Consider the following 26,082-nt stretch of genomic DNA (forward strand, 5'->3'; position numbering starts at 1 on the left):
GCAGGCGACGACACGCGAACGCCCGCGGTGAAATAGATGTCGCGGGCGTGGACGTCGGAAAGCTGAGTGACGAGGTTCGTGGTCAGCGCGGGGGCGTCGGTGGATGCCGCCGCGCCGGGCCGGGGTGTGACGTGTCACCGCCCCCGGCATCGATGTCCTCGATGTGGATATCACCGCTGAACCGTCCACCGTGCACCCGCACACCGGTGCCCGTCGCGGTGACGCGGCTGATCCGCAGCGCGGCGGCCTCGACCATGGCCAGGTCGACCCCGGCGGCGCCCACGTCCGCCCGCGCTGCCGCCTCGATGAGCTCCCGTGCAGCGGCGAGCAATTCGTGGTCCTCGGCGGCGCCGTGCGCATCCAGCGCACCCGCGAGAGATTCCCGCTGGGCGGCGGAGTCCGGGGCGGCCTCGACCTGCGCCAGGTCCACATCGCGATAACGGCGTGTGAGCAGGTCCTTCAACGCCCCATAGGCATCGGTCACGGATTGCTCGGCGGTATCGGTGAGACCGGCGGCGGCACCGATGGCGACCGCGGTGGCGACGATGGTGACCGGGTCCATTCGAATCCCCCCTCTGTGGTGACGAGGACGAGTAGATCAAGTGTGCCCGGTCCTGGCAAGCGACCCGCCCCCAGGCCCGTTGAGTGGCAGGAGCACGAGCGGGCACGCGGCCGTCGCGCCCAAACCGAAAGTACAACCATCTGATCTGGTACGTAGTTGCCGCGGGCTCCGGGGGTATCGGGTCCGGCGGCGGCGTTATGCTGCCCTCGGTCCGGGTGGGTGCGGTCGAAGGGGGGCCTGGGTGTTGAGGCAGCACGAGTCGTTCGCCGGCTACGTGATCGAGGGCGTGCTCGGGCATGGCGGCATGGGTACCGTCTATCTGGCTCGGCACCCGCGCCTGCCGCGACTTGTCGCGCTGAAGCTGCTCAACCGTGCGGTGTCGGAGGACGAGGAGCTGCGGCGGCGCTTCGAGCAGGAGGCAAATGTTGTTGCGCGCTTGGAACATCCGGGCATCGTCGGCGTCTATGACCGCGGCACGCAGGACGGGTATCTGTGGATCTCCATGCAATACATTCGCGGAACGGACGCCTCTCGGCTCGATCCGCACACCACGCGCCCGGAAAGTGTCCTGCGCATCGTCACGGATACCGCGCACGCGCTCGACTACGCCCACAGCAAAGGTGTGCTGCATCGCGACATCAAGCCCGCGAACATTCTGATCGCGGAGCCGGAAGCGGGCCGGGAAACCCGCGCCGTGCTCACGGATTTCGGTATCGCGCGGCTGCTCGACGCGGACACCAAACTGACCGCGACCGGAACGTTCACCGCGACGCTCGCCTACGCGTCACCCGAACAGCTCTCCGGTGAGCCGGTCGATCACCGCGCCGACCAGTATTCCCTCGGCTGCACCCTGTTCACCCTCCTGGCGGGGCAACCGCCGTTCCCCTCGACCAATCCCGGTCAGATCGTCGCAGGTCACCTCGTGAAGCCGGTGCCGCGGCTCAGCGATACCCGTCCGGAGTTGCCACCGCCACTCGACGCCGTGATCGCGCGGGCGATGGCCAAGCACCGGGACGAACGATTCGCCGGCTGCGGCGACTTCGCGGCAGCAGCCGCAGCGGCCCTGCGAGGCGACGCTCCTTTCGCGCGATCCGTTCCGGCCCGGACCGTCGTGAATCAGCACCCTGCCTACCCGGTTACGGCGCTCGACCCGTGGCCTCGTCCGGCACCCACCTTGCTGAACCCGCCTCCGGACCCGGCCCGGCGCGCCTTGTCCGGACCGACCTCGCGGCCTTCGGCTCCAGTGGACGATTCGCGCCGGCCGTCCGGCGCCCTCGCCAGAACGGGCGCCGTCGTCTCGTTCGCTTTCGGTCTGCTGTCGGCCGTGATCGTCGTCCAGGGTGTCATCGAGCTGGCCGCGCGGCGCAGTACCGGCCCAGGCCGGACGACACGCGCTCTCCTGCTCGAACTTCTCGTCCCGATGTCACTCAGTTCCGCGATGTCGCTGCTGCTGCTCGGCGGCTCCGTCGCGCTCTTCGCGCGCAGGCGCGCCGGTCGCGTGGCGGTGGCCCTCGGCACCGGGATCATCACGCTGCTCGCTGTGATCGCCATCGGAGCAAGCCTGGGCGGAAGCACCCGCGCAGACACGGTGTTCTTCGGCACGATACTGATTTTCGCCTTCACGGGATTGTCGTGCACTCTGTCCCCTTCGACCGGCCGCTGGCTCGCCTACCGACGTTCCCGGACCCGGAGATGAGCCCGCGGCGCGGATGACGCACCGTGGGCCCGTGGGCAGGCGTACTGACAGCCGAGCGCACAGCCTCTACTATCGGTTGTAGTAGAAGTGTTCGACACCGCGACGGCGACGCCGCAGGCGGCAGTCGGACTATCGGGAGGGGCTGCTCATGGAAACGATCACCGTCGAGCGCACAATCTCCGCACCGGTGGGTGCGGTGTTCGACTGGATCAGCAACGCGCACAATTACACCCGCACCGGCCTGGTCCTGCACGAGCGCCTGGCCGTCCCCGGCGACGGGGCGCCCTACGGCCGAGGCGCGATTCGAGTGCTGATCTGGGCCGTCGGCTGCTTCTGGGAACGCATTACCGCCTACGATCCACCCCACTCGTTCGAATATCACGTCTACCGCAGTATCCCGCCCTCGCGGCACGAATGCGGCCGTGTCGGCTGCACCGAGACCCCCGAAGGCACCCACGTGGTCTGGACGACCACGGCGCAACTGCGATTGCCGCTCGTCGGCGCGGCCCTCACCCGTATTGTGGTGCGGCCACTTTTCACCTACGCGTTCAATCGGGTCCTCGACACCGCGTCTCGCGACCTCACCACGGGATATCCGAATCCGTAGCACTATGGCGGGGCGTCACCGAATTTTCGGTTTGCGCGATCGCGTTGCCGCCGGTAGGAAGCGATCGTCGGCGGCTGCTCTCGGAGCGGGGCCGATCGGTAGTCCCGATCATCCCAGCAGCCGGTGCTCGAGTTCGCCGAGGACCGCTCGGTTGCGGTCTGCGTCCAAGGCCAGCGCGGCGGCCCACACGTGGGCCGAGATGACTCCGGCCTCCACACGGTCGATCCAGTCGTGAATGGTGCTGCGCTGGTCCAGTGTGTCGCCGTCGAAGGTGATCGGCTCGAGCTCGGCCAGGTGCACGTAGCGCAACTGGGTGAATTCTCTTCCGCGGGCGTCGAAGATGGTGGCGGCCCAGACTTCTTCGGCGGAGGATGGCCCGGGCGGCCCGGACGGCGGCGTCGTAGTCGCCTCGGCCGAGTCGCCGTCGATCCCGCGGGCGACGGCGTCCGCGGCGGCACGGTGGGCCAGCCCGAATCCCCAGAGCCGTCCGCCCATTCCGGTCATCATTCGCCCGGCGATGTCCAGGATCGGAGAGCCCGCGGTCACAACGCTGTCGCCGGGCGAGAACGCCGCGAAGCCCGCCGCACTTGCGGCGTCGTTCTCGCCGGTGCCCGTGAAACCCCAGACGTGCACGAGATCCGGGTCGATGGCCGGGGCACTGCTGCGGCGCGCGATCATGGCGGGAAGCAGGGATTCGATGGTGGACCGGGACGGGTAACGGACCGGGGGCACGGCATCGGGGCGACCAACTCTGCTCTGCCGCTGATGATTTCGTCGGCCGGACATAAGCTTCTCCGTCGAGGTTCGTTTCGGACAAGGCACAGACCCGGTTGCAGGGGGCTCTCAGTGTAGAGAGGTGGCCTCGGGCGGCGGCGATCGGGCAAGCCGCGACCGAACCGCTCAGCGCCCCCGGGTGGTACAGATCGGCCCAGTAATTGTGGCGCTGAAGGCGGTCGTGGTTCAGCCGGTAGGCCACGCCGCCATGTTCACAGGCGTGCAGGTATTCGGCGCGAGCATCGGTGCCGACCCCGTGTGCGGCGGCGGCGTGCCATCGTTGCGGCAGGGGCCGAGGGGACCAGCCGGAACGTGTTCTCGAAGACCTTCACGAACTCCGCGGTCCGGGTGTCCTTCAACCGTCAACGGGTTCGGGTTGTGGAGCGTTAGGCCCACTTGATGAAGAAGCCGCCGGTTATCGACCGGCGGTTTCGCTATTGTGTGGCATTGCGCGAGCACATTGCGGTGGTTTGAGCATTGCTTGTGGCCGAGCCATCGAGGGTCTTCAAAGCCCGGCACGCTTCGGTCGGGCGAGAGGTAAACGCATCGCTGATGCCGATGTGCGGATAGGTCTTGAACTGCCTCTGGCTGTGCCGTTCAGCAGTAGACCCTGTCAGGGACCGATCTGCTCGGCGAGGCATTCGGTGATTCCTTGGACCATGTCGATCAAGGGTTCTAGCGTGCCCGAGCCGACCTCGAGGACATAGCGCCGCGTTGTGCCTGCACGCTGCACGCCCAAAACGCCGGCGTCGCGCAGGATCTTCAGGTGATGTGACACAGCAGGCTGGGAGAGTTCGATGGCATCGGCGATCTCGCCGACGCTGAGCACTCCGCCCGCCTCGATGAGCCGCTGCACGATTTCCTGGCGGCGTTCGTCGCCGAGCGCGGTCAGCAACGGCCGGGCCGCCCGGAACAATGCGGGAATGTCATGTGTCGGCATTCTCATATTGTTTCGGGTCGTGCGCGGGGCGTCGCGCGGGGTGGCATCGCGGCGTCGAGGTTGCGCAAGTGGGCCACCGGCAGCCCGCGTTGCTCTCCGAGATCGGCCCAGCCGCGCAGCATCGCCCGCGTTTGCGGGCCGATCTTGGTGCAATGCACCCGCCAAAAGTGCTCCACGTCGAAAGGGGCCAGCACGGGTAACAGCCGCATCATCGCCCGCATCCGCAGGTCGAGCACCCGAGGGTGCGGCGGCGCAGCCAGCCCTCGCTCGGCCGCCACGATCGTGGCGGCCTCGAACGCCGCGTGGGCAGCGAGGGAGGTGTCGGTGCGCAACGCACGGAACGACCAGCCCGCGATCTCCAGTAACGCCACATACGGCACAGTCTGCGCGGCATAAGCAACGCCGTTGCCGACCCGGCCGGTTCGGACCCGGCTGCCCGCACCCCGCAACACCGCCCGCAAGGGCGCGACCCGCTCCGGTGTACCGGCCAGCATCGCAGCGCCAGTCGGTGGACGGTAGTAGGCGGTGTGGTCGGTGTGCTCGGTTCCCAGGGGCGCGGCCCAGGCCAGATCCGCGACAGTGAGCGCGACCAGTTGGTCCTCGGGCCATACGGCTGCGAGTACGGGCCGGTCGCCGAGGCTCTGGTCGAGCGCGACGATGGTGCTCTCACCTACGGCCTCACGCAACGACTGCAGCCATGCGCCGTGTAATGCCGTCGAGTCGACCATAAGCCAGACACTGTGCCATTCTGTGCCGGCCACCGCGGTGGGGTCGGTGTACACGCGTGTGGGGGCCAGCGATGTCGTTGCGGGGCCGCGCGACCTGCGCAGTCGCGTCACGGTCACCCCGCCGCGTATCTCCTCGAACTGTCTGGGCTTGACCAGATAGCTGATAGTCGCTGCGCCACGCGCCAATTCGGCTCCGTAGACCTGGCCGAGCGCGCCTGCGCCCACGATCAAGATGTCCATACTAACCATCCATATATCGAAAAATTTGGATATATGGATGATAGCGGCGGCTCCAGCTCATGTCTCGGCTCGCAAGCCGCTGAAGACGGGTCTGGCGCCACAGGCGCAAACGACCTCAGCCGACGATCTGCTGTGCCGCGACGACGCTGGTCGTATCGTCAACGTGTCGAGCGAGGTCGGGTCGCTGACGCTGATGATGGATCCGGACGGGCCCCTGTGGACGCTCGCCGCGATCGCGTACCCGTCGTCGAAGACCGCGCTCACCATGGTGACGGCCATGTACGCCAAGGAACTGTGGGACACGCCGATGGCAACACCGGTTTTCGCACCGCGGCGCAGGGTGTCGAGGTGGCCGTGCACCTCGCGACCTTGCCGGCCGACGGCCCGGGCGGGCAGCTGTGGGGCTACCGCTGGGGCGCCACCGGAGACGAGGAGTACGGCGCGCTGCCCTGGTGACCGCCCCCGGTCGGACCTCCCGGTCGGAGGTGCCCGTTTCGCTATGGCTCGACCGGTCGGTGCTGTTCGATGAGCGCGCGAGCCATGAGCTTGGCGCGCTGCGCGGCCTGGAGGTCGCCTTCGGCGGCGGAGATGATCGAGCCCTTCATCAGGATGTGCCAGGAGCGGGCGAAATCGTCCGGGTCGCGCAGCCCGGCCGCCTCGGCCCGGCCGCGGACGATGGCCCGGATATTGTCGAGGTATCCGATGCTCGCCTGACCGGCCGGATGCCCGGCGCCGAGTTCGAGCAGCACGTTGATGAACGAGCAGCCGTCGAAGTCCTCACGTTTCTGGAACCAGTCGTGGAAGACGTCGAAGATCGCCAGCAGTCGACCTTCCGGTGTGTCACCGCGCAGGCGGGATTGGGTCTCGACCAGGCCGAGTGTCCACAGCTGCTCGCGGCGCTGGAGCACGGCGAGCACCAGATCGTCCTTGGACGGAAAATGCCGGTACAGCGTCGCTTTGGCCACGCCGGACACCGCGATCACCTCCTCGGTACCCACCGCTCGGATGCCGCGGCGGGTGAACAACGTGTAAGCCGTGTTCAGGATTCGCTCGCGAGCAGAGAGGGCGGGTGCGGTCCGCGGAAGGTTGGGGGTCTCCATCTCCCTATGACCATAACGCTGTACAGACAGACCTGTCTATGTTAGGAAAGAAAGACAGGTCTGTCTTGAGGACGCAGGGTGGGCCAGACTGTCGAGCGCCTCAGGCGCGAAACGAATCGAGTGCCCATATGAGCACAGCGCTACACGCCCTCGCCGCCTCCCGCCCACCCCCGGCCGATGAGCCGGACGACGCTCGTCTGCGACTGAGCGCGACCATCGAACGCCGCGCTGGCGCGTTCGTCGTCCACGCCCATGGCGAAGTCGATGCCTACACGTTGCCGACGTGGCGTCGACTGTTGTCGGAGGCTGTCGCGGCGGCCTCGACAGGCGCCCCTCTCGTGATCGACACCAGCGGTATTTTCTTCATGGCGTGCCGTTCGTTGCTTGTCCTGGCGGAGGAATCCGAGCGATGCCGGCGTCGCGGTATCCGGCTGAGCGTGGTCGGCAGCGGGTCGGTTGTGGGCCGCGTGGCGACCGCTCTCGAACTGGACGTCCTACTCCCCGTCTACCCCAGTGTCGAGGACGCATTGGCGGAGTCGCCGCCGAGCGGGCGTTCGCCCATCGCGGGGCGGTGTAATGCCGTCGCGCCGGTGCGACACAGAGACGACCCGTCTGCGTAGGTCGGCCCGTTGGTGATGGCATTTGTCGTTGCACCGTACCCGCGAGCCGTCCGACGAGTGCGGTCAGGGTGGGAGCAGTACTGGGAACGGTGTCGGCCGCTGCACGGAAGTGGTGCCGGGCTGATCGGCGGGGCGCGAGTGCCGCGTCGCCGGACGTCGCCGGGTGGAGGATTGCGTTCGAGCTGATCGCAATCCTGTTCGTCGGCGGGCAGATTCGGTTGAATCCGGTATCACCTCTGTACGTCGTCGTCCTGGGCAGAGCCGCTGCACGCCGATTCCCGGCGTCGCGGGCAGTGCCGAACCCAGGACAGGCAGAGCTTCCAGACGAGGAGCACCACATGACAGCGCAGACCGCCGCCCCGGCCCCGACCGACGCCTTCATCGCGGACTGGCAGGACTGGCACCGGGGGCAGGAGGCGCGCTTGGCCGACCCGCACGGATTCCTGGCGATCACCGACCTGCACTGGCTCACCGAGACACCGCAGCGATTGCCGGACGCCCCGGGATCCTGGTCGGCCGACGCCGAGGGTGTCACCGTCGTTCTCGACGACGGTGAGGAATTGGTGATCGAGGGGACGGCGGTGCGTGGCCGGTACGTGTTCGGAATCATCCCCGAACGGGGTGGTGTCGATGCCGTGTGGGGCGACGCGGTGATCGAGGTCGCCAAGCGGGGCGGCCACGACATCGTTCGGCCACGACACCCGAGTAACCCGCTGCGCACGGCGTTCCAGGGCACACCCGCCTATGCGCCGGATCCGCGGTGGGTGGTCACCGGCCGGTATGTGCCGTTCGCGCAGCCCCGGCCGACCACCGTCGGCGCCGCCGTCGAAGGGCTCGAACACGTCTACGACGCACCCGGGCAGATCGAGTTCGAGCTGGACGGCAAGCCGCTACGCCTGACCGCGTTCGACGGCAAGAATCCCGGCAGCCTGACCGTGCTGTTCACCGACGAGACCTCCGGGGTCACCACCTACGCCGCCAACCGCGTCCTGCACCTGGCGCCGCCCGCCGCCGACGGCACGGTGCGGCTGGACTTCAACCGAGCCGCGAATCTGCCCTGCGCCTATACCGACCTGGCGACCTGCCCGTTGCCGCCGGCGGAGAACCGCCTGCCGGTCGCGATCGAAGCCGGTGAGAAGATCCCGTTCGAGCGCCGCTGAACGATGAGCGACCCCACACCTCAGATCAGGACGTTGTCGTTCCTGACTCCGGGCAACTACTCCGACGACGACCCTTACGCGGGGCTCGAGGACACGCTGCAGCTGTTCGAGTACGGCGAGCGCCTCGGTTTCGACGGTGCGTGGATCAGGCAGCGGCATCTCGAGCACGGCGTCGGATCGGCGGCGGTGTTCCTCGCCGCCGCCGGGCAGCGCACCAGCCGGATCGAGTTGGGCACGGCGGTGATTCCCATCGGTTACGAGAGCCCGTTCCGGCTGGCCGAGGACCTGTCGCTGGCCGACGTGCTGTCGCGGGGCCGGTTGCAGGCCGGGTTCAGCGCGGGCACCCCGCCGCATGCCGAACTGATCGGGCACTTGGTCTTCGACGGGGATTGGCGCACCTACGACCTGTCCTACGGACGGATCGCCCGGTTGATCGAGAACCTGCGCGGCGACTACCTCGGTGCTGCCGACACGGTGATCCACTCCCCGGGCAACACGCAGCGGCCTCGGTTGCAGCCGCACAATCCCGGCTTGATCGACCGGCTCTGGTATGGCGGCGGCAGTACCCGCTCGGTCCGCTGGGCAGGCGAGAACGGACTGAACCTGCTGACCGGGAACATCGTCTTCGGTGATCGCAGCGACGATTTCAGCACGACCCAGCTGGCCTTGATCGACGAGTATCGCCGATCGGTGGATCCGGCCCGGCCCGCCCGGGTCGCGGTGGGGCGGGTGATCGTCCCGTTCGACAGTGCCGACCGCGCGACCCGTGCGCGGTACCGCCAGTACGCGGCCGGTCGGCACGAGCGGACCCTCGCACCGCAGGGGGAGCGGCGCATCCTGTTCGCCCCGGATCTGGTCGGCACCGCCGAGGAGATCGTCGACCGGCTGCGGGCCGATCCGGTGCTCGCGCGGACGTCGGAGTTGCGACTGGAACTGCCGTACGAGTTCCGTCGCGCCGATTACGAGCAGATCCTGCACGACACAGTGGAGTTGATCGCGCCCGCTCTGGGACGCCGGCCCGCGCCGGATCAGCCCGGCATCGAGTACGACAGCGGTGAGGTGGCCGCGTCGGCGTGACTCAGCTGTATCGAGCTGGGGTTACACATCGCACGTCGTTCACACCGGGCAGTTCGGCAGCCGACGCCCCGACGATCGCGCAGGCCGGTAGCCGGCTCGATGCCGGTGCGGGACCGGGTACGGGCGATTCCGCGTCACGGTTTCGCGGCGAGCGCGGCCGCGAACACCGGCCAGGAGTTGTGCAAGTCCTCGCGCCAGTACGACCAGCTATGGGTACCGGTGGCACGCAGCTCGAAGGTGGCGGGAATTGCCAGCTGATCGAATCTTTCGCGCAGCTGACGGGTACAGCGGTCGGCGAAAGTCTCCAGTGCGCCGCCGATGAGGAGTTGATCGATCAATTTGCCGGGGCTGTGTTCGATACCGGCGCTGTGGAGTGTGTCGTGTGGTCCCGGTGTCCCGCTACCGGTCGAGACGTAGATCGCGGTACCCCGCAACTTGTCCGCGTGCAGATACGGGTCGTTGGCCGCCCACGCCGGATCCGTCGGCGGACCCCACATGTTCACCACATTGCCCCGGCGACCACCCACCACCGCGCTCACGATCACCTGACCCTGCGGATCACTGGTGCGCACACACCCCGAATACGACCCGATAGCCCGATACAACCCCGGCGCGGCCAACGCCAACTGGAACACCGACGTCCCCGCCATCGAGATACCCGCGATCGCGTTCGCCCCGTTCCCCCCGAACGCCGCATCGACGATCGGAGGCAACTCCCGCGTCAGGAACGTCGCCCAACGCTGCCGCCCCAACACCGGATCATCCGCACGCCAATCCGTGAAATACGAACTGGCACCCCCGAACGGAACCACCACATTGACCTGCTTGTCCCGAAAGAACTCCACCACATCCGTCCGGCTGAGCCAGTTGCCGTCCGCGCCGCCGTCGATGCCGTTGAGCAGGTACAGGGTGGGTGCGGGAGCCGATTCGTCGGCGGCCGGAAGGACGCGCACGGTCACGGTGTTCGCCATCGCGGCGGAGTAGACCGTCAGCTCGACCAGTCCTCCCGGTCCCGGTGTCGTGCTCGCGATATGGGAGCGATCCGCGGCGGCGCCGACCGGTGACGGGAGTTCCGGCGTGGTCGGCCCGGCGCTCACCGAGCCGGCCGTGCCGGTCGCTGCGGCGAACGCGGCGACGATCAAGGCCGCGGCGAGCCGTGCGGGCCGTGCCGCACCGCGACGGTACGGCGATGGGGCGGGAGAATCCACTCACGGCCTTCCGGCGGACGGGACGAGAACTCCGCCCACGTTAGGACGCGAATGTCTGTGCGGGCAAGCGGCATCGAACTCGTTTGGGGCCGGTGGCCAGTTCGCCCGGCCTCCCGCTGGGAACAGCCACAAGGTTGCGGGTATCCGTGTTCACGAGGTTGCCGGATGCGGTTGACTCGATGCCGATCCTCAGCGTCGGTCGCCTGTCTCCGGCCCGCGCAGCCGCGGGCACCGGCCGGGGTGCGGCCTCGAGATCGGAGGTGCGATGTCGCTCACCCACTCCCGGAAACGAATCCTGCTGGCCGCCGCCGTGAGCACGGTGCTGGCTGGGTCGAGCGTTGCGGCGACAGCGGATCCCCTGCCGGATCCCGCGTCGGTGTCCGCACCCGACGGCTCCCGGATCCACGATATCCGCGCCGAGTCCGAGCGGGTTCTCGATGTCGGCGTGTTCTCCACGGCGATGAACAGCGTCGCCCGGGTGCGCGTGTTGCGTGCGGCCGATCCGGCTCGGCCCGCGCCCACGTTCTATCTGCTCAACGGCGCCAACGGTGGTATCAGCGACGGGAGCTGGCTCAGCCGGACGGATGTGGTGGAGTTCTTTCGGGACAAGCAGGTCAATGTGGTGGTTCCGTTCGGGGGTGCCAGTTCGTATTTCACGGATTGGCGTGCGGATGATCCGGTGTTGGGGCGGCAGCGTTGGGCGACGTTCCTGACGCGGGAGTTGCCTCCGATCGTCGATGCGGCGTTCGGGGGGAACGGGGCGAACGCGATCGCGGGTATCTCGATGGCGGGGACGTCGGTGTTCCAGTTGGCGTTGGCCGCGCCGGGGTTGTATCGGGCTATCGGGTCGTATTCGGGGTGTGTGCGCACCAGTGATCCGCAGGGTCAGGTGATCGTGAGCGCGGTGGTGGGTGGTCGCCGGGGCAATGTGGTGAACATGTGGGGTCCGCCGACGGATCCGGCGTGGGCGGCCAACGACCCGTATCTGCACGCGGACAAGTTGCGGGGTACCGCGATCTACGTCTCGACCGGTAGCGGGACACCGGGACCACACGACACACTCCACGGCGCGAACGGCTCCGGGATACAACTGGCCTATCAGCTGATCTTCGGCGCACCGCTGGAAGCCGTCACCAATGTGTGCACTCGCCAGCTCCGGGATCGCTTGCGGGAGCTGGCCGTACCGGCAACCTTCGTACTACGTCCGGCCGGAACCCATTCCTGGGGATACTGGCAGGACGACCTGCACAATTCGTGGGAGACGATCGGCGCCGCCCTTGCCGAGGATCGGTGAACGGTTCGTTCATCGGCGACGGGAAACCCCGAAGGCAACCGCTATGACCGTGATGAGCGCCTGACCGGGCGTCCGCCTGCGCCCGGGATCAGTGATCGGTGATCCAGGTGTCGGTGAACTCCGCCTCCGCGGCGAGCATCTCCAGCAGCCGGGCCACGATGGCGGCTTCGATCTTCTTGCCGAACAACGGGATGCCGACCTCGGCCGAGCCCTCCACGACCGCCACCGTCGCGTTGTCGATCTCGGTGAGCCGGACGGTGCCGCTCACCTGGGCGGGCACACCCTCGACCTGCGCGTGGAAGCTGCCGCCCGCGCGGGTGTAGGTCTCGGTGCGTGCGATCACCAGGCCCTCGGGTCGCACGGCGGTGATGGCACCGGGCAATTCCGACGCCGGAACGGTCCGCACCAGCCGCACCTGCAAGCGGTCTTCGGCGGCGTCGAACTCGACGAGCCGCGCATCGACCCCACCGGCCTGCTCGGTGCGGTCTTTCCAGTACTGCTCGTCGGCGAGCGCCGCTCGAAGCGCGTCGGCCGAATGGGAATAGGTGGCCGTGTACGCCAAGGGGGTCGCCATACCGCCACACGCTACCTGCTGCCACGCTGATCGAAGGTGGCGAATCGCCGAGACCCGCACCGAGGCGTCCCTGAAATATGCTGAGGAACAACAGATTCGGTGGTGATGCGCACGTAGCCGCGACCCACGGGGCGGAGAGCCGAGCGCCGCGGCGGCTCGCGCGGTGCGGCGCAATCGAGGACGATGATCCGTCAGGGAAGACGCATCAGCTGCCGGGAGAGGCCGAACAGGCGGCGGGCGAGCCGCACGACGGGGAGGCCCAGTGGAAGTAGGAGGATCGTCACGCACAGCACCGCGCCCACCAGCCACACCACGGCCGCGAGAATTCCCAGCACCGTGCCGAGCACGGAGGTGAGAATTCCCAGCACTACGCCGAGCAGGCCTTTCAACAGTCGCATGATGACCTTTCCGGTTCCATTCTGCGCCTCTTCGCGGCGATGCGCACGTGGCATTTCGCTGACTTCCCCCCACTCTTCCGAGCCCTCATCTGCGGGTCTGTCGTCGTGGAACGGACGAGGTCGGTCGTCCGGCCGAGTGCGAGGCCACGGGACTGCCCAGCCAGCGGACCGGCCGGTACGGTCCCGGGCATGAGTCGAGCGATTGTGGAGCTATCTCATCCGGTCTCGGACGGCATGCTCACCTGCCCGGGACTGCCCGGACCGCGCATCACCGCGGAGATCTCGCGTGAGCAGTCGTCGCTGATCGATATGACCTGCGAAATCGCCCGCGTGGACATGGTCGGCGCTACCGGCACCTACATCGACGCGCCTGCCCAGTACCACCCCGGCGGCGCCGACATCGCCGAACTGCCCGTGGAGCGGCTGTGTAATGTGCCGATCGTCGTGATCCGCGCACCGGGGCTCCGCGCGGTGGGACCGGATGTGCTCGGCGATCCGGCGCGCCTGTGGGGCAAGGCGATCCTCGTGCACACCGGCTGGTCGGCCAAGTGGGGTTCACCCGCCTATCGGGGCCCCGGGCATCCGTTCCTGGTCGGCGAGGTCGCCGAGGCGCTGGTCGCCGCCAACGTCGCGGTGGTGGGCATCGATTCGCTCGACATCGACGACACGTCCCTGCCGACCCGGCCGTGCCACCACACGCTGCTCGGTGCGGGAATCCCCGTCATCGAGCAGATGACGAATCTGGACGCGGTCCCCGACACCGGTGCCAGGCTGGTCGCACTGCCTGCCCCGGTACGCGGAATGGGCTCGTTTCCGCTGCGTGCCGTGGCGTGGATCGAGTACCACGGTGGCGGGTAGCCGTTGCCCGTCGCCGAGCTGGCGCCGCGAACTCAAGGCCGGAACGACGGGACGGCGAGATCGTCGCCGAAGATGTCCGGAAGGTCGCGCTGCACACTGTCCGGGAATCGGGCGGGCCGCTTCTCCAGGAAGGCCGTCACGCCCTCGTGGGCATCCGCACTCGCGCCCCGGTGGTAGATGCCGCGGGATTCGACGCGATGCGCGATCATCGGATGCTCGGACCCCGGAATTGCGCCACAGCATCTGCCGGGACAGGGCCACCGAAACGGGTGCGGAATGCTCGGTGACGCGACGGGCCAGCGCATACGCCTCGTCCAGCAGGGTGCCGGCCGGATGCAGCGCGTAGAACAGTCCCGCCTCGCGCGCTTCGCTCGCGTCCACGAGACGGCCCGAATACACCCAACCCAGTGCGGTCTGCATCGGCACCAGACGCGGCAGGAACCAACTCGAGCAGGACTCCGGAACGATGCCGCGCCGATTGAAGACGAACCCGATGCGGGCGTTGTCGGCCGCGAGCCGGAAGTCCGCGGCGAGCGTCATGGTGATGCCGACGCCGACGGCCGGTCCGTTGACGGCGGCGATGACGGGCTTGCGGGATTCGAACATCAAAAAGGACGATCGCTACCCCCGATACCGGTGGAGCCGATGCGTCCAGCAACCCGGACATCGCGCCAACGACAATGAACTGCCCAGGATGCGGAAAGCGGAATAGATCTGGACAGACACGATTCTCGAGTCGACTGCCGAGGAGAACTGGGGACAAAGACGGATCGATTTGGAGAAAGCTGCTGCGCTAGAGTAGATTCGCTCCCGTCAAACTACCGAGCGATCGGTGGAAAGGCACGAATACCCCCGAACGAGCCCCGTAACGAGCACATCGGTCCGGGGCTCGATTGGGGTTAACCAGACGGAACCGCATTATCTACCACGCGTCACTGAGTTCGGCCGGTGCGGAGGGGTGCCTGAATGTGCACCCGCCCGGCGCAGTCGCCGCCGCCGTGAAGTATGGATCGAGATGGGCCAGGTAGTGCGGGTCGCACGTGACATCTCCTTTGCTGGCTCGGCGTCGCCGAAAGGGGCAGCGGCTGGGCCTGCGCATGCCGGGATGGTTGGAAACCTGCACCATCCGGCAGCGGGTCCTTCTTCCGGTGTCGCTCACACTCGGTAGTCGCGTGCGGCCTGTTGGGGAATTGAATCGGGAAGGGATCACCGGGCCGACAGGCTTCGATGGCTCCGAGGTGTGCGGTTGCCCCCGGCATGGTGAGGTTTCCTTGCCCGCGCGGCACGCCCACAAGGAAAACTCCTACTGCGCAACTCTGTACAGTGTCAATCAAGATGGAGCGCACCAGGATCGTCATGATCGTGGTGATGGGTTCGCGGCTGCAGTCGAGGTAACCCGCTCCAGCTCCGGAGGGCCCGTAGCTCCAGGTCAGGATGTGCAGGCCGACGCATCTTGATGAAGACCAGCAGCATATTGTTTCTCGTCATCCGGCCGACCACTCGGCGCAAGCGACGTGTCAGCTCGTTCTCGCGATCAGCTCTCCATTTCAGCGCGCCGATGCTGCTGTGACCGTGCGGCGTGAAGATCTGGCCGGCTGGCAGATCGGCAAATCGCCCACTGGAAATATCGCTTCGATGAGCGTTCCTGCCCCGGCAGCGTGTCGGATTCGTAAGACGGGTGATCCGGTTATGGCTGGACCCGCAAACGATGCCAATCGAAAGGCGCGGAGCCGACAACCGTGCAGCTTTCCGGCTCGTGTACGAGTTCGGGCCATCCCGCGGGGCGGGGACGACGCCCGCGGCAACTACACCTCCAATCTGCGCACCGGGCCATCCCCGGACCGGGCGGGCTGACTCGTGAACCGTCTGTCGCCCTTGCGGTTGACTTGCCCGTGATGTGTCCACCTGCCCGGTCTTCGTTCATGCCGCCACGAGACTGTATGCCTCAGCAGGCTATGAGCCGATACCGCCGTACGTCCGCGGCCGACCAGACTTCAACCGCGCCTACGCCAAACAGCTATCGACTGCCCACGCAGAAGGCGCCCATTGAGCTGGTTGTGCACGACGTCTTCCGTGGTGGTGTCACAGTGCATCTCTGGTCGAGCATTGTCCGCGTTCCGATCGAGCACGGCGCCCACCGATTCTCGGCATGGCGATCTGTCTTGCACCACGGCCGCACCGGCTCTACTCGCCGTGACCTTCGCCAGCGCGACCGACGGCGTTGGGCGGCAGACCATGCGTGGACGAAGGCTGCCCGGCTGTCCACGCCGGGTGGGTGAGATAGATGGCGAGGGCTGCGTCGGTTGCCTCGTTGTTCTCGCTATCTGGGAGAGAAGGGGTGGCGGAGTCGTAGCCCGGTGGTGGGGTCCAGATCGGCGCGGCGTGGACTGGCGCCAGTCCGAGTCGATGTCGGATCGCCACGGCGGCAGCGTCGGGCATGGGTACGAGGGGAAGGTCGAACCATCCGTAGCCGGTGGGTTCGTTCCCGCGGGACTCGCTCCAGCTGACCCAACTCCATCCCTCAACTTCGCTCCATCCCACCTCGATCTGATCGCCGCCGAGGGTTTCGACGAGCCCGAAACACATGTCGCGATCATCGTCCGCGCCGTAGTCGCAGCTGAGGACTGTCAGGCCGGCCCGCTGGAGGGCGTCGATGACAGCCGCGCCGTAGGGGCGGTGCGCATCGTCTCGCCGCAGCGGCACCGCAGCAGTGGTTTCCATGTGTTCGAGTATCGCGCCGGGCACCCGCCGCACCGATCACGGCTGTGGACACGCGTCCACCGAAGCGTGTCGGCGTGGCATGCGACAGTGAGACCGGCGCGGTCGATCGCGGCGTAAGGCCGACGGCTTGGATGCGGGGAGATGTTGTGGGATACGGGATCATGCCGTACGCGGTGGATGTCGATGTGCTGGCCGCCGTCCGCGCACACCAGCGACCCGCAGGGATTTTTCGACTGGATGGTGCAGGTCCACCGGGCCACGATCTGTTCCGACGACATTCAGACGGCGTTGCGGGAGTTGTTCTTCCGCGAGGAGCGCAGCGGCAGCGACGGCGCACCGTACGGGTTGGCGTTGCAGATTCTGTGTGCTCGGTTCGGTGGCGCGTTGAGCAACCGGTACTGGTATCCGATCAGTACTTCGTGGTTCGACAAGGTCGGCGATGCCCTCAGTGGGATCGGGATCGATTTCGATCCCCATGATCTGGCCTTCTCCGGATCCCGATCTCGCTGCCGGAGATCGAGGATTTCCCGGCTATCGGGCACTTCACCCGTGCCGAGCTGGAGCCCGTCCGTTCGACGCGGCCGACCTGTCGAGTATCGGTGATGAGGAGATCGCCGAATCGGTGACGGAGCCGCGCGACTGGGTCCGCTGGTGCGTCGACAACGACTACGAACTGGTGAGCTTCCGCTACTGATCGCGCCCCAACCCACGGTTCATACCTGCCAGGAGTTCAGGCATGGGCGGGGCCAGGGTCGTGCTGCGCGACGGGTGGCTGGCCGTCGCGGCCCGGACCGCTACCCTCGCCCACCAGGCGGTGAGCGAGGTCCGCAAATCCCGCTACAGCGTCTTCCTGCCCTACACCGCCGCCGAGTACATCGACCCCACGACCGGTCTCGGCGCCGAATGGGCCGCCCGGCTGCGCCCGACCAGCCCGTATGCGGGATTCGAAGTCCTCTACGACCATCTCGGCGCCGACGAGGAACACACCATCACCGGTTATCTGACAGATCCGGCCACCGACGCGCCCGTGGTTCGCCTGACATGCGGGACGCTCCTGCGGCGGTGCCGCATCGGCTGCCGGCCAGCAGCCCGCTGGCGTCGGTGACCGTCGGGTCACCGATCTGGGTCCGCCTCGCCGACGCCACCGTGCACCTGGCTCCGCGGCGGGATGTTCATACGAGGCGCGGCGCCATCCCGGCACCGTTTTCACGGTGCCGGAGGCGGCAGCGGCAGTCCTTGCCTGCGCGCGCACGGCAGTTGTTCATTCGCGCACGCCTGCATGTGGCGATAGTCGCTAGGGGGTGTCCTCAAAGTTGCTGCGGCGGATCTGCTTTGTGGCCGGTGGTGTTCTGTTTTGATGTCGCGTTGTGGTGCGCAGGCATGAGTTGACTGATGAGCAGTGGCAGGTCGTGGCGGGGTTGCTGCCGGTGTCGGGGGCTAAGGGCCGCCCCAGGGTGGATGATCGGCGGGTTGTCAACGGCATGTTGTACAAGGCCAAGACCGGGATCGCTTGGCGGGACCTGCCGCAGCGGTACGGGCCGTGGAAGACCGTCTACAACCGGTTCTGGCGGTGGTCGCGCAACGGGACCTTGGCGCTGCTGGTGGCGCGGGTTCGGGTGGTCGCCGAAGCGGTCGCCGAGCTGGATCGGGAGGTGTCGGTGGACTCGACGATCGTGCGCGCGCATCAGCACGCCGCCGGTGCCCGCCGCGGTCGGGTGGTCCATACCGGCGGAGACCGGGTTCTACCCCGAGGCAGGCGACGAGCCCGCTGACCACGCGATCGGCCGTTCCCGTGGTGGACCGACGACGAAGATCCACCTGGCCTGTGACGGGCTGGGGCGGCCGTTGTCGGTCGTGCTGACCGGCGGCAATGTCAACGACTGCACCGTGTTCACTCGAGTGCTGGCCGGTATCCGTATGCCACGCCCCGGGCGGGGCCGGCCGTGGACACGGCCACGTCGGGTGCTGGCCGACAAGGGCTACTCTTCACGAGCGATCCGGGAGCATCTGCGCAGACGCGGGATCGCTGCGACGATTCCCGAACGTGCCGATCAGCAGGCCCACCGCCGTCGTCGCGGCCCGGCTGGTGGTCGCCCGCCGAGTTTCGACCCGGTCGCTTACCGGCGCCGCAACGTGGTCGAGCGTTGCTTCAACCGGCTCAAGCAATATCGGGCCATCGCCACCCGATACGACAAAACCGCAACCTCTTACCGCGGCATGCTCGACCTGGCCACCCTGCTCATATGGCTTTGAGGACACTTCCTAGGGGACTGCCCGTAGGTGCGGTGAAACAGGCGGCTGAAGTGGGCCGGATCCGTGAACCCCCAACGGCGGGCGATCGCGTGTATCGGCTGGGTGGCCATGAGCGGGTCGGCCAGATCGCGACGGCAGACTTCCAGGCGGCGTCGGCGAATCCAGGCGGCCGGGGTGGTGTCGGCGTCGGTGAACAACTTTTGGAGCGTGCGCAGGGAGATGTGATGGGCGCGGGCTACGCGTCCAGGTGTGAGGTCGGGGTCGGCGAGGTGTTGGTCGATGAACTGGTGGATTCGGATGCGCAGAGCACGGCGACGCGCCTGGGGTGTCAGCAGTTCGTTCGCCTGTAGCGTGGATGCGAGTGTGGCCGCGAGCAGTTCAAGAGTGACCGAGGCAAGGGTGGGAGCCTGTGCGGGGGTGAATTCCGCTGCTCGAGTGGATAGTTCTTTCAGCCAGCGGGCGAAGGCTGCACCGATGCCGTAGTCGGAGTGAATCGGTACTGCGAGTAGTTGATCGACCTGTTTGGTCGGCAGCGCCAGCAGGTCCCGGTTCAGCACCAGATTCAGATACGGTGCGTCGAGGTTGGTGGAACGCCACCCGTCGAATGGTCGAGAGGTGTTGAGCAGATTGAACTCGTTGACTCCGCACAGCGCCTCCTTGCCTTCCTGGCGGATCAGCGTTTGGCCAGAGGATACGAAGTTGACCTGGTACGCCTCCGGGTCGGAACGGCGAATCAATCTCTCGTTACGGGACGCTCGCACTCCGGGATTGGCCATCGCCGACAAGTGCATGCCCTCCCAGGCCAGCAATCTGCCTGTCGCGGGAAACCCGTCGGTTCCGCCGCCCGCATCGATCCGGATCGGGAAGAATTCACTGTTCACATGGTCGAGCCAGCAGTCGAACTGATCGCGCCGCGCCAATCCGGTGGTATCGAACTCCTGCAACAACATTGCCGCCCCTCCTCGTTTGTGTCGCATACCCATTGTGCTACAGGTGAATTCGTCTCGTGGGACCGCCAATCCGAGATCCTCGATCATCCCGGCTCTCTTGACTCTTCCCGCCGTGTCCGAGCCCAGAACATCAGCGTCGAACTTTGACCACGCGGCTGCCGGGCGGGCCGCTGCGTCCACCGAAGGATGTCGGCATGGCGTGGGACTGTGAGAGCAAGGCGAGATTTGGCGTCGGTGACCAGGGTTCTCCGTCGGTGCCGGTCTCGGTGAGCGCAGTGCCGGTAACCGGTACACCGGCCGGTCAGCGGCAGAACAAGGCGCTGACCGCATCGACGGTGCGCCAGTCCAGCACGCAGTGATCGCCGGCAGCCGCCAGGCCCGGTAAACGCTCGGGGCTACGGCTGGATTGATCACGAACCATACTGCAACTACCTTGGTATCAGTCTGGCGTCGGAGAGGTGGAGTGATGACCCTTAGTAGCAAGAGTGCGGTCGCGATTCATGCGCTCACGATGTTGGGGCGCTGGGATCGCTCGTTGACGTCGGCCGAGATCGCGGAGAGTTTGGCGAGCAACCCTGTTCTTGTGAGGCGCATCCTCGGCAGTCTGCGCAATGCCGATCTGGTGCACTCGACCGAGGGGCGAGGCGGTGGGTGGTCGCTGGCGCGTCCTGCGCGTGAGATCACGCTGTACGACGCGTACGTCGCGGTCGAGCTTCGGCCGATCCTGGCTCGACATGCCCATCCACCCAGCGACGGGTGTGAGGTGGGTCGCCACATGCAGGCGCTGCTCGAGCAGGAGTTCCACGAGGCGGAATGCGCAATGGAAGAGCGGCTCGGCCGGACGACAATTGCCCATCTGGTCCGGCAGGTGCTGTCCAAGGAGCGTGAGTCGGCCGTTCGGTAGCGCTGACTGGGCGGCGGGCGATCTGGTCGCCCGCTCTATTTTCCCTTAACTGTAACCATTTCAGTATCAGTAAAAATTTGGAGGATGCCGATGACTGCGACGTCGATCGGGACCGCACGGCCACGTCCGGGGTTGGCCTTGTTGGCTGTGTTGATGGCAGCGATGCTCGCGACCGTCGTCGCTAGTGACATGGTCAATCTGCTGCTCGCCTCGATCGGGGAGGAGTTCGGGGCCTCAGAAGCGGAGCTTGCGTGGGTGGTTACCGGTTTCCTACTGATGTTCTCGGTCGGTATCCCGTTTTATGGTCGTCTCTCTGACGCGTCAGTCTCCGGCGATTGTTCTGCTTCGCTTTGGTGACCTACGCCGCTGGGAGCTTGATCTCTGCCCTTGTCCCGGGCCTCCTGGTCCTGGTCCTCGGGCGGCTCGTGATGGGAGTGGGTGCGGCAGGATTGCCCGTACTGTCAATCATCGCGGTCACCAGACTGATGCCGCAGGACAAGCGGGGGATGGGGATCGGTGTCGTCTCCGCCGCCACGGGTATCGGCACTGCTGCCGGGCCGGCCATCGGTGGTGGGATCGGGCAGTTTCTCGGCTGGCCGGCCTTGTTCTGGATGATGCTCGTGGTCGCGTTGGTGCTGCTACCGGCCGCGATGCGGGTTCTGCCCGACGAGCGCCCGTCGGGCACCGGTCGGTTCGATCTTCCCGGTGGCATCCTGCTCGGCTTCGGTGCCGGTCTCTTCCTGTTCGGCATTACGCAGGCGCAGGGTGCTGGTCTAGCGGCGCCGTCGTCGTGGATGAGTTTCGGTGTCGCGGTCATCGCGTTCGGGTTGTTCGGGTGGCGTACGGTCCGGGTCGCGGATCCGTTCGTACCGCCGGCACTGTTCACCAATCGGGTCTTTCGAGCTGCGGTCGTGGTCGCGTTCCTGGCGATGATCGTCAATCTCGGCGGCATGGTTTTCGTTCCGCTCCTGCTGATCGATGTCAACGGGCTCAGCCCGGGCGCCGGGGCTCTGGTCATGGTGCCGGCGGGTCGCCTGCCGGAACCTGGCGTTCAGGCTTTCGATCGCATTCGTGGTATACACAAGTTTCCGGATCGGTGCCGGGAACCTCAGAAACGGTGTGAATTGCTCCCAGCTGTTGCGCCAGACAGCGATCATCGCCGGATACTTCGACTCCCACTCGGCGGCGAACTCCTCGAAAAGCGATTCGGCAGCCTCCACCGTGGGTGCGGTGTAGATAGCCCGCAGTTCCGTGGTGATCCGGCTCCAATACTTTCGGGAGGAATATTTCAGGCTCGCCCGCACGAGATGGACAACGCACTGCTGAACATCGGCCAGCGGCCAGGTGTCATTGATCGCCTCGGGCAGCCCTTTGAGCCCGTCGCAGCAGACGATCATGACGTCCGCGACCCCGCGATTACACAGTTCGCCGAGGACACCGGCCCAATGCTTGGCTCCCTCGCCGCCGGTGCCGACCCACAGGCCCAGCACCTCCCGCTCACCAGCCAGGGTGACCCCGACCGCCACGTAGATCGGCCGATTCACCACCCGGCCGTCCCGGATCTTGACGAAAATAGCATCGATCAGCACCACTGGATACACGCGTTCCAGCGGACGTGACTGCCATTCATTCATCTCCTCGACCACCTTATCGGTGATCTTAGAAATCAATTCACGCGAGACCGCCACATCATAGATTTCAGACAGATGCTTCTGAATTTCCCCGGTTGTCAATCCCTTCGCATACAGCGATATGATCGACTCGTCGAAACCCTCCACACGCCGCGAATGCTTCGGAACAATCTTCGGCTCGAATTCCGAATTCCGATCCCGTGGCACATCGATACGCACCGACCCGACATCGGTATGCACCGTCTTCTGCGATCGCCCGTTGCGGTGATTCCCGTCCCCACGGACCGGCTGTTCACCCTTGGAATAGCCGAGGTGCTCATCCATCTCGACGTTCAACGCCGTTTCCAGAACGGTTTTCGTAATCTGCGACAGCAAACCACCCGGCCCGGCCAGCGACACCCCCTCTTTCCGGGCCTTGTCCACCAACTCCTGGGCAATCCGGACCTCCAGCCCCTCCGCCGCCGACCGTTGTCCGGCCGCGGGCGTCGATTCCTCCGACACGATGATCCCTTCCGCTGAGACAAGCCGCCTCAGCCTCTCCGATCACCGTCCCGCCCAAAAGATCTCAGACAGTCCCCCCTCTGGTCGAGTCGGCCACCATCGCCCGCCAGGAACAACCGTAGGGAACCCGCGTCGATGAATCACCGAAGCGTCGAAATCGTGGTCATCGTCGTAGCGGCCGTCTTGGCCCTGACCTGGACCGCCAGACGGTTCAAACTCAGCGAGCCCATGCTGTTGGTGGCCGGGTCGTTGTGCGGGCCAGGACAGCACCGGGCGCTGCGGTGGGCTCGCGCTGCGCCGTGGAGTCGGCGAAGGTCCACAGCTATCGCCGTCGGACCGTCGCCGATCTGCGGTTCGATTTGCCTTGTCGGTTCGGTTTTACAGCCACACCGCGGTTCGGGTACTGCTGCAGCTCCCGCTCTCACGCTGGCCGATTCCTGGGGTAGTCAGCGTGGACGACTTCGCACTGCGGCGTCGAAATTGTTACCGCACAGTGGTGATCGATGCGATCACTCACGAAGGGGTCGATATTCTAAGCGATCGAAGTGCGGCCCCCTCGAAGCGTTGTTGCGCGAGCATCCCGGTGGCGACATCGCCACGCCCAGCCAGATCACAGCCGTCACCGAATGCCGTGACGTGAGGGCGCATCGGCGGCGACTGCGACGTGATCCGTGCGTGGTGGTCCTCGCGAAGTCGGCGGGGCGTCCGCTGGCTCGTGGAACACGGCTTCAACCGCCCACACCAGGCTACGGGGTCGACGTTCTGAGAAACCAGGCGATGCACGACCAGCGAGAACGAGACGTCTGGCAAGGCCCCGACCCGCGGAGCGATGGGTAAACAGTGACCGCTTCTGCTCCGGATCGGCGCGGCGCACCGGTTCATAGGATCGCAGCTCGCCGCAACCCCGAACCGGGTCAGAACCCGTATGCGGAATCTACGGGACGAAACCGGGTGTGTTGCCCTTTGTGGGATGTCGCGGTCGGCGAGGTGGGCGTCGGCCTCCATGTGCGGTCGGGTATCTGGCATAAGTCATTTTCTTGCGTTCGCGTCCGTTTCAGCTCAGGGCCGACCGCAGCCAGCGCAGCGTCTCGGGTTCGACGGGGTCGGCGATGTCGTTCTGGTCGGGATGCTTGCGCAGGTAGGCGGCGACGACCGGGCAGACCGGTACGACCCTGGTGCCTGTGTCGCGGATGTCGGCCAGGGCTCCGGCGACGAGGGTGCTGCTCAGGCCGCGGCCGGCGAAGGCGTCGAAGACCTCGGTGTGATACATGATTCGTCGGCCGTCGTGGTCGGCGTAGGCGGCGAGCCCGGCCAGCTCACCGTCCACTGTGATCTCGTACCGGCTCTCGCTGTCGTTGCGGCGCACGGTGGGGGTCATGGTCTCTCCATTTCGGGCAGTGGTTGGCTCAGAAGGTGACGACGACCTTGCCGCGGACGTGCCGGGCCCGGAAGTCGAGCAGCGCCTGCCGCGCCTGGGCGAACGGGTACTGCGCGCCGATCTCCACCCGCAGCGTGCCGGCGGACGCCTGCGCGGCGAGTCCGGCCAGCCGACCGGCGGGCGTGGTCGTTCCGGTGTAGACGGCCCGGACGTGCCGTTCGAACGTCTGCGGGCCGCCGAGCGGGGACACCAGCAGGCCACCGGTTCTGGCCGCCGCCGCGGAGGCGGCCAGCGCGGGGCCGGCTTGGGCGACGTCGAGCACCACGTCGGCGCCTTCGGGCGCCCAGTGCCGCACGCGCTCGGCGACGTTCTCGGCGCGGTAGTCGATCACCCCGTCCGCGCCCAGGTCCGCCAGATAGTCGCGGTCTCCGTCCCGGCCGGTGGCGATTACGGTCGCGCCGGCCTGCTTGGCGAGCTGGACGGCGTAGCCGCCGAGACCGCCGGTGGCGCCGACGACGAGCAGTGTGACATCCGGCATGGGCCCGGCCTCGTCGAGCAGCGCCGCCGCGGTGAGGGCGCCGGTCGGCAGCGCGGCCCCGTGGCGCGCGTCCAGGCCCGCCGGTCGCACGGCGGCGGAATCGTCGGCGCGCACCAGGGCGTACTCGGCGAAGGCACCGGAGGGCACCCCGTTCCACGCGATGACCGCGTCCCCGGTCGAGAATCCGCCGACGCCGGGCCCGACGGCCACGACGACGCCGCTGACGTCGACGCCGGGCACGAACGGGTGCGTCACCGGCAGCTCGTCGCGCATCGCACCGGTGACCAGCGCGATGTCGACCGGGTTGACGGCGGCGGCCTCGACGCGGACAAGGAGCCGCCCCGCGCCGGGCTCCGGCCGTGGCACCTCGGCTATCTCCAGATCTTCCAGCGGCCCGTAGGCCCGGGTGAGCAGTGCCTTCATCGGTGGTCTCCTTCGAACTCGGGCAGCGGCTCGACCGCCAGGACGCGCTTGCCGCCGACGTGCCGGGTCGCCAGATCCCGGTAGGCGTCGCGGACGCGCTCCAGGGGGTAGACGGCGGCGATGGGGATGGTGATCTCGCCCTTCGCGACGAGGGCGGCCAGGCGGGCCCAGACGACCGGGTCGTCGGCCTGCTCCTGCGCGGCCGAGTGGACGCCGTAGCGCTGCACCGCCCGGCCGTCGGCTGTGGTGTTGATCCGGTCCGGCCGGACGCCGAGAGCGATGGCGGTGTCCACGTTCCCCGCGCCGAAGGTGTCCAGGTACACGTCGACGCCCTGCGGTGCCGCGGCGCGCAGCCGGTCGGCCAGCCCGGGGCCGTAGGTGACCGGATGGATGCCGAGGCCGCGCAGCAAGCCGAAGTTGCCCTCGCTCGCGGTCCCGATCACTGTGGCCCCGCGCAGCCGGGCCAGCTGGGCGGTGACCACCCCGACGCCGCCGGCCGCGGCCGAGACGACGACCGTCTCGCCGGGTCGCGGGTCGACGGCCTCCACGCCGGCCCAGGCGGTGGCACCCGCGCCGGCGATGCACGCGGCCTCGGCCCAGCCGAGCCCGGCGGGCTTGGCGGTGAGCGCGCCCGCAGCGGCCACGACGAAGTCGGCTTGAGCGGCGCGCGGCGCGAAGCCGAGGACTTCGTCGCCGGGTGCGAATCCGGTCACCCCGGCACCGACCTCGGCGACCCGTCCGGCGAAGTCGTTGCCTTGGCCCTCGGGGAACCGGGCGGGCCAGATCGCGGCGAACGCGCCTTCGCGGATACCGATCTCTCCGGGGTTGAGGGCCGCGGCGACGACGTCGACGACCACTCGGCCGGGCTCTGCGCGGGGCTGGTCGACCTCCGCGATCTCGAGGACGTCGGGTCCGCCGTAGCGGGAGAACCGTACTGCTCTGGGCAT

27 protein-coding genes and 4 pseudogenes are annotated in these 26,082 nt (G+C 67.2%); 16 read left to right on the top strand and 15 right to left on the bottom strand.

The window, feature by feature from the left end:
• Window positions 1–82: 82 nt before the first annotated feature.
• Window positions 83–562, bottom strand: coding sequence for a hypothetical protein (locus LTT66_RS29740; RefSeq protein ID WP_233061882.1), 480 nt, complete (start codon window positions 560–562; stop codon window positions 83–85).
• Between the two features lie 241 nt (window positions 563–803).
• On the opposite strand from LTT66_RS29740, the gene LTT66_RS29745 reads away from it, so the two are divergent.
• The gene (locus tag LTT66_RS29745; RefSeq protein ID WP_233061883.1) at window positions 804–2,258 is read left to right on the top strand and encodes a serine/threonine-protein kinase; all 1,455 of its coding nucleotides are present in this window, start codon (window positions 804–806) and stop codon (window positions 2,256–2,258) included.
• A 148-nt stretch (window positions 2,259–2,406) separates the two neighbouring features.
• On the top strand, window positions 2,407–2,865 hold the full coding sequence (locus LTT66_RS29750; RefSeq protein ID WP_233061884.1) for an SRPBCC family protein: 459 nt from the start codon (window positions 2,407–2,409) through the stop codon (window positions 2,863–2,865).
• 108 nt (window positions 2,866–2,973) lie between these two features.
• On the opposite strand, the gene LTT66_RS29755 is transcribed toward LTT66_RS29750, so the two are convergent.
• The 3 genes from LTT66_RS29755 to LTT66_RS29765 all read right to left on the bottom strand — a co-directional run bounded on the left by LTT66_RS29755 (window position 2,974) and on the right by LTT66_RS29765 (window position 5,547).
• Complete coding sequence (locus tag LTT66_RS29755; protein WP_233061885.1) at window positions 2,974–3,597, bottom strand: hypothetical protein; 624 nt, start codon at window positions 3,595–3,597, stop codon at window positions 2,974–2,976.
• Between the two features lie 655 nt (window positions 3,598–4,252).
• The gene (locus LTT66_RS29760) at window positions 4,253–4,579 is read right to left on the bottom strand and encodes an ArsR/SmtB family transcription factor (protein ID WP_233061886.1); all 327 of its coding nucleotides are present in this window, start codon (window positions 4,577–4,579) and stop codon (window positions 4,253–4,255) included.
• A gap of 2 nt (window positions 4,580–4,581) precedes the next feature.
• On the bottom strand, window positions 4,582–5,547 hold the full coding sequence (locus LTT66_RS29765) for a ketopantoate reductase family protein (RefSeq protein WP_233061887.1): 966 nt from the start codon (window positions 5,545–5,547) through the stop codon (window positions 4,582–4,584).
• Between the two features lie 294 nt (window positions 5,548–5,841).
• Here LTT66_RS29765 and LTT66_RS29770 point away from each other — a divergent pair, with 294 nt between their 5' ends.
• Window positions 5,842–6,003 carry a hypothetical protein gene (locus LTT66_RS29770; RefSeq protein WP_233061888.1) on the top strand — a complete coding sequence of 54 codons (162 nt, stop codon included), beginning with the start codon at window positions 5,842–5,844 and terminating at the stop codon, window positions 6,001–6,003.
• Between the two features lie 41 nt (window positions 6,004–6,044).
• On the opposite strand, the gene LTT66_RS29775 is transcribed toward LTT66_RS29770, so the two are convergent.
• Window positions 6,045–6,647, bottom strand: coding sequence for a TetR/AcrR family transcriptional regulator (locus LTT66_RS29775; RefSeq protein ID WP_181721860.1), 603 nt, complete (start codon window positions 6,645–6,647; stop codon window positions 6,045–6,047).
• 128 nt (window positions 6,648–6,775) lie between these two features.
• Between LTT66_RS29775 and LTT66_RS29780 the strand changes: the two genes are divergently transcribed.
• The 3 genes from LTT66_RS29780 (at window position 6,776) to LTT66_RS29790 (ending at window position 9,504) form a co-directional block, all read left to right on the top strand.
• Window positions 6,776–7,267, top strand: coding sequence for an anti-sigma factor antagonist (locus tag LTT66_RS29780; RefSeq protein WP_233061889.1), 492 nt, complete (start codon window positions 6,776–6,778; stop codon window positions 7,265–7,267).
• 338 nt (window positions 7,268–7,605) lie between these two features.
• A complete protein-coding gene (locus LTT66_RS29785; protein ID WP_233061890.1) occupies window positions 7,606–8,427 on the top strand; it encodes a DUF1684 domain-containing protein in 822 nt (273 codons plus the stop codon).
• A 33-nt stretch (window positions 8,428–8,460) separates the two neighbouring features.
• Window positions 8,461–9,504: an LLM class flavin-dependent oxidoreductase gene (locus LTT66_RS29790; protein WP_233061891.1), complete on the top strand. Its 1,044-nt coding sequence runs from the start codon at window positions 8,461–8,463 to the stop codon at window positions 9,502–9,504.
• A gap of 134 nt (window positions 9,505–9,638) precedes the next feature.
• Here the strand turns inward: LTT66_RS29790 and LTT66_RS29795 are convergent, their stop codons facing one another.
• Complete coding sequence (locus LTT66_RS29795) at window positions 9,639–10,712, bottom strand: alpha/beta hydrolase (RefSeq protein WP_233061892.1); 1,074 nt, start codon at window positions 10,710–10,712, stop codon at window positions 9,639–9,641.
• A 265-nt stretch (window positions 10,713–10,977) separates the two neighbouring features.
• Between LTT66_RS29795 and LTT66_RS29800 the strand changes: the two genes are divergently transcribed.
• Window positions 10,978–12,006 carry an alpha/beta hydrolase gene (locus tag LTT66_RS29800; RefSeq protein WP_233061893.1) on the top strand — a complete coding sequence of 343 codons (1,029 nt, stop codon included), beginning with the start codon at window positions 10,978–10,980 and terminating at the stop codon, window positions 12,004–12,006.
• Window positions 12,007–12,094: 88 nt separating this feature from the next.
• Here LTT66_RS29800 and LTT66_RS29805 read toward each other — a convergent pair whose 3' ends face one another.
• Together LTT66_RS29805 and LTT66_RS29810 are read right to left on the bottom strand one after the other, a co-directional pair.
• Window positions 12,095–12,580, bottom strand: coding sequence for a DUF2505 domain-containing protein (locus tag LTT66_RS29805; RefSeq protein WP_233061894.1), 486 nt, complete (start codon window positions 12,578–12,580; stop codon window positions 12,095–12,097).
• A gap of 191 nt (window positions 12,581–12,771) precedes the next feature.
• A complete protein-coding gene (locus LTT66_RS29810) occupies window positions 12,772–12,978 on the bottom strand; it encodes a hypothetical protein (protein ID WP_233061895.1) in 207 nt (68 codons plus the stop codon).
• A gap of 189 nt (window positions 12,979–13,167) precedes the next feature.
• Here LTT66_RS29810 and LTT66_RS29815 point away from each other — a divergent pair, with 189 nt between their 5' ends.
• Window positions 13,168–13,836, top strand: a complete 669-nt coding sequence (locus LTT66_RS29815) for a cyclase family protein (RefSeq protein ID WP_233061896.1) — start codon at window positions 13,168–13,170, stop codon at window positions 13,834–13,836.
• 32 nt (window positions 13,837–13,868) lie between these two features.
• On the opposite strand, the pseudogene LTT66_RS37260 reads toward LTT66_RS29815, so the two are convergent.
• Window positions 13,869–14,442: pseudogene (locus LTT66_RS37260) on the bottom strand (enoyl-CoA hydratase-related protein); the annotation flags it as partial.
• Window positions 14,443–16,020: 1,578 nt separating this feature from the next.
• Window positions 16,021–16,557, bottom strand: coding sequence for a DUF6292 family protein (locus LTT66_RS29830; protein ID WP_233061897.1), 537 nt, complete (start codon window positions 16,555–16,557; stop codon window positions 16,021–16,023).
• Between the two features lie 237 nt (window positions 16,558–16,794).
• Between LTT66_RS29830 and LTT66_RS37595 the strand changes: the two are divergent.
• The 4 genes and pseudogenes from LTT66_RS37595 to LTT66_RS29845 form a co-directional block, all read left to right on the top strand.
• Window positions 16,795–16,998 (top strand): annotated as a pseudogene (locus LTT66_RS37595) (DUF7691 family protein); the annotation flags it as partial.
• Window positions 16,997–17,251 (top strand): hypothetical protein, encoded by a 255-nt coding sequence (locus tag LTT66_RS29835; protein WP_233061898.1) that lies wholly within the window; start codon window positions 16,997–16,999, stop codon window positions 17,249–17,251. The pseudogene LTT66_RS37595 and the gene LTT66_RS29835, both read left to right, overlap by 2 nt.
• Before the next feature lie 42 nt (window positions 17,252–17,293).
• Window positions 17,294–17,662: a hypothetical protein gene (locus tag LTT66_RS29840; RefSeq protein WP_233061899.1), complete on the top strand. Its 369-nt coding sequence runs from the start codon at window positions 17,294–17,296 to the stop codon at window positions 17,660–17,662.
• Window positions 17,663–17,927: 265 nt separating this feature from the next.
• A protein-coding gene (locus tag LTT66_RS29845; protein ID WP_408638873.1) for an IS5 family transposase occupies window positions 17,928–18,810 on the top strand; the annotation gives its coding sequence in 2 pieces (ribosomal slippage) (window positions 17,928–18,302 and window positions 18,304–18,810; 882 coding nt in all).
• Here the strand turns inward: LTT66_RS29845 and LTT66_RS29850 are convergent.
• Window positions 18,765–19,847, bottom strand: a complete 1,083-nt coding sequence (locus LTT66_RS29850) for an AraC-like ligand-binding domain-containing protein (RefSeq protein WP_233061900.1) — start codon at window positions 19,845–19,847, stop codon at window positions 18,765–18,767. The two genes, LTT66_RS29845 and LTT66_RS29850, sit on opposite strands and share 46 nt — an antisense overlap.
• A 56-nt stretch (window positions 19,848–19,903) precedes the next feature.
• On the opposite strand from LTT66_RS29850, the gene LTT66_RS29855 reads away from it, so the two are divergent.
• From LTT66_RS29855 to LTT66_RS37530, 4 genes and pseudogenes are all read left to right on the top strand, one after another.
• Window positions 19,904–20,119, top strand: coding sequence for a hypothetical protein (locus tag LTT66_RS29855; RefSeq protein WP_233061901.1), 216 nt, complete (start codon window positions 19,904–19,906; stop codon window positions 20,117–20,119).
• Between the two features lie 152 nt (window positions 20,120–20,271).
• A complete protein-coding gene (locus LTT66_RS29860; RefSeq protein WP_233069442.1) occupies window positions 20,272–20,664 on the top strand; it encodes an Rrf2 family transcriptional regulator in 393 nt (130 codons plus the stop codon).
• A 90-nt stretch (window positions 20,665–20,754) separates the two neighbouring features.
• Window positions 20,755–21,021 (top strand): hypothetical protein, encoded by a 267-nt coding sequence (locus tag LTT66_RS29865; RefSeq protein ID WP_233061902.1) that lies wholly within the window; start codon window positions 20,755–20,757, stop codon window positions 21,019–21,021.
• A pseudogene (locus LTT66_RS37530) lies at window positions 21,018–21,626 on the top strand (MFS transporter); the annotation flags it as partial. The gene LTT66_RS29865 and the pseudogene LTT66_RS37530, both read left to right, overlap by 4 nt.
• Before the next feature lie 60 nt (window positions 21,627–21,686).
• Here LTT66_RS37530 and LTT66_RS29870 read toward each other — a convergent pair.
• The 4 genes and pseudogenes from LTT66_RS29870 to LTT66_RS29885 form a co-directional block, all read right to left on the bottom strand.
• Window positions 21,687–22,796: pseudogene (locus LTT66_RS29870) on the bottom strand (IS256 family transposase); the annotation flags it as partial.
• Window positions 22,797–23,850: 1,054 nt separating this feature from the next.
• On the bottom strand, window positions 23,851–24,174 hold the full coding sequence (locus tag LTT66_RS29875) for a GNAT family N-acetyltransferase (RefSeq protein ID WP_233061904.1): 324 nt from the start codon (window positions 24,172–24,174) through the stop codon (window positions 23,851–23,853).
• A gap of 28 nt (window positions 24,175–24,202) precedes the next feature.
• On the bottom strand, window positions 24,203–25,135 hold the full coding sequence (locus LTT66_RS29880; protein ID WP_233061905.1) for an NADP-dependent oxidoreductase: 933 nt from the start codon (window positions 25,133–25,135) through the stop codon (window positions 24,203–24,205).
• The gene (locus LTT66_RS29885; RefSeq protein ID WP_233061906.1) at window positions 25,132–26,082 is read right to left on the bottom strand and encodes an NADP-dependent oxidoreductase; all 951 of its coding nucleotides are present in this window, start codon (window positions 26,080–26,082) and stop codon (window positions 25,132–25,134) included. The genes LTT66_RS29880 and LTT66_RS29885 overlap by 4 nt, the downstream gene beginning before the upstream one ends.

This window comes from Nocardia gipuzkoensis (genome assembly GCF_021183645.1).
GTDB lineage: Bacteria > Actinomycetota > Actinomycetes > Mycobacteriales > Mycobacteriaceae > Nocardia > Nocardia abscessus.

Coding starts and splice junctions, on each gene's coding strand:
- LTT66_RS29815 (WP_233061896.1), top strand. CDS start 13,168: ATGAGTCGAGCGATTGTGGAGCTATCTCATCCGGTCTCGGACGGCATG.
- LTT66_RS29780 (WP_233061889.1), top strand. CDS start 6,776: ATGAGCACAGCGCTACACGCCCTCGCCGCCTCCCGCCCACCCCCGGCC.
- LTT66_RS29880 (WP_233061905.1), bottom strand. CDS start 25,135: ATGAAGGCACTGCTCACCCGGGCCTACGGGCCGCTGGAAGATCTGGAG.
- LTT66_RS29775 (WP_181721860.1), bottom strand. CDS start 6,647: ATGGAGACCCCCAACCTTCCGCGGACCGCACCCGCCCTCTCTGCTCGC.
- LTT66_RS29830 (WP_233061897.1), bottom strand. CDS start 16,557: ATGGAAACCACTGCTGCGGTGCCGCTGCGGCGAGACGATGCGCACCGC.
- LTT66_RS29800 (WP_233061893.1), top strand. CDS start 10,978: ATGTCGCTCACCCACTCCCGGAAACGAATCCTGCTGGCCGCCGCCGTG.
- LTT66_RS29860 (WP_233069442.1), top strand. CDS start 20,272: ATGTTGGGGCGCTGGGATCGCTCGTTGACGTCGGCCGAGATCGCGGAG.
- LTT66_RS29835 (WP_233061898.1), top strand. CDS start 16,997: ATGCCCTCAGTGGGATCGGGATCGATTTCGATCCCCATGATCTGGCCT.
- LTT66_RS29865 (WP_233061902.1), top strand. CDS start 20,755: ATGACTGCGACGTCGATCGGGACCGCACGGCCACGTCCGGGGTTGGCC.
- LTT66_RS29785 (WP_233061890.1), top strand. CDS start 7,606: ATGACAGCGCAGACCGCCGCCCCGGCCCCGACCGACGCCTTCATCGCG.
- LTT66_RS29810 (WP_233061895.1), bottom strand. CDS start 12,978: ATGCGACTGTTGAAAGGCCTGCTCGGCGTAGTGCTGGGAATTCTCACC.
- LTT66_RS29885 (WP_233061906.1), bottom strand. CDS start 26,082: ATGCCCAGAGCAGTACGGTTCTCCCGCTACGGCGGACCCGACGTCCTC.
- LTT66_RS29850 (WP_233061900.1), bottom strand. CDS start 19,847: ATGATCGAGGATCTCGGATTGGCGGTCCCACGAGACGAATTCACCTGT.
- LTT66_RS29840 (WP_233061899.1), top strand. CDS start 17,294: ATGGGCGGGGCCAGGGTCGTGCTGCGCGACGGGTGGCTGGCCGTCGCG.
- LTT66_RS29875 (WP_233061904.1), bottom strand. CDS start 24,174: ATGACCCCCACCGTGCGCCGCAACGACAGCGAGAGCCGGTACGAGATC.
- LTT66_RS29805 (WP_233061894.1), bottom strand. CDS start 12,580: ATGGCGACCCCCTTGGCGTACACGGCCACCTATTCCCATTCGGCCGAC.
- LTT66_RS29750 (WP_233061884.1), top strand. CDS start 2,407: ATGGAAACGATCACCGTCGAGCGCACAATCTCCGCACCGGTGGGTGCG.
- LTT66_RS29765 (WP_233061887.1), bottom strand. CDS start 5,547: ATGGACATCTTGATCGTGGGCGCAGGCGCGCTCGGCCAGGTCTACGGA.
- LTT66_RS29760 (WP_233061886.1), bottom strand. CDS start 4,579: ATGCCGACACATGACATTCCCGCATTGTTCCGGGCGGCCCGGCCGTTG.
- LTT66_RS29740 (WP_233061882.1), bottom strand. CDS start 562: ATGGACCCGGTCACCATCGTCGCCACCGCGGTCGCCATCGGTGCCGCC.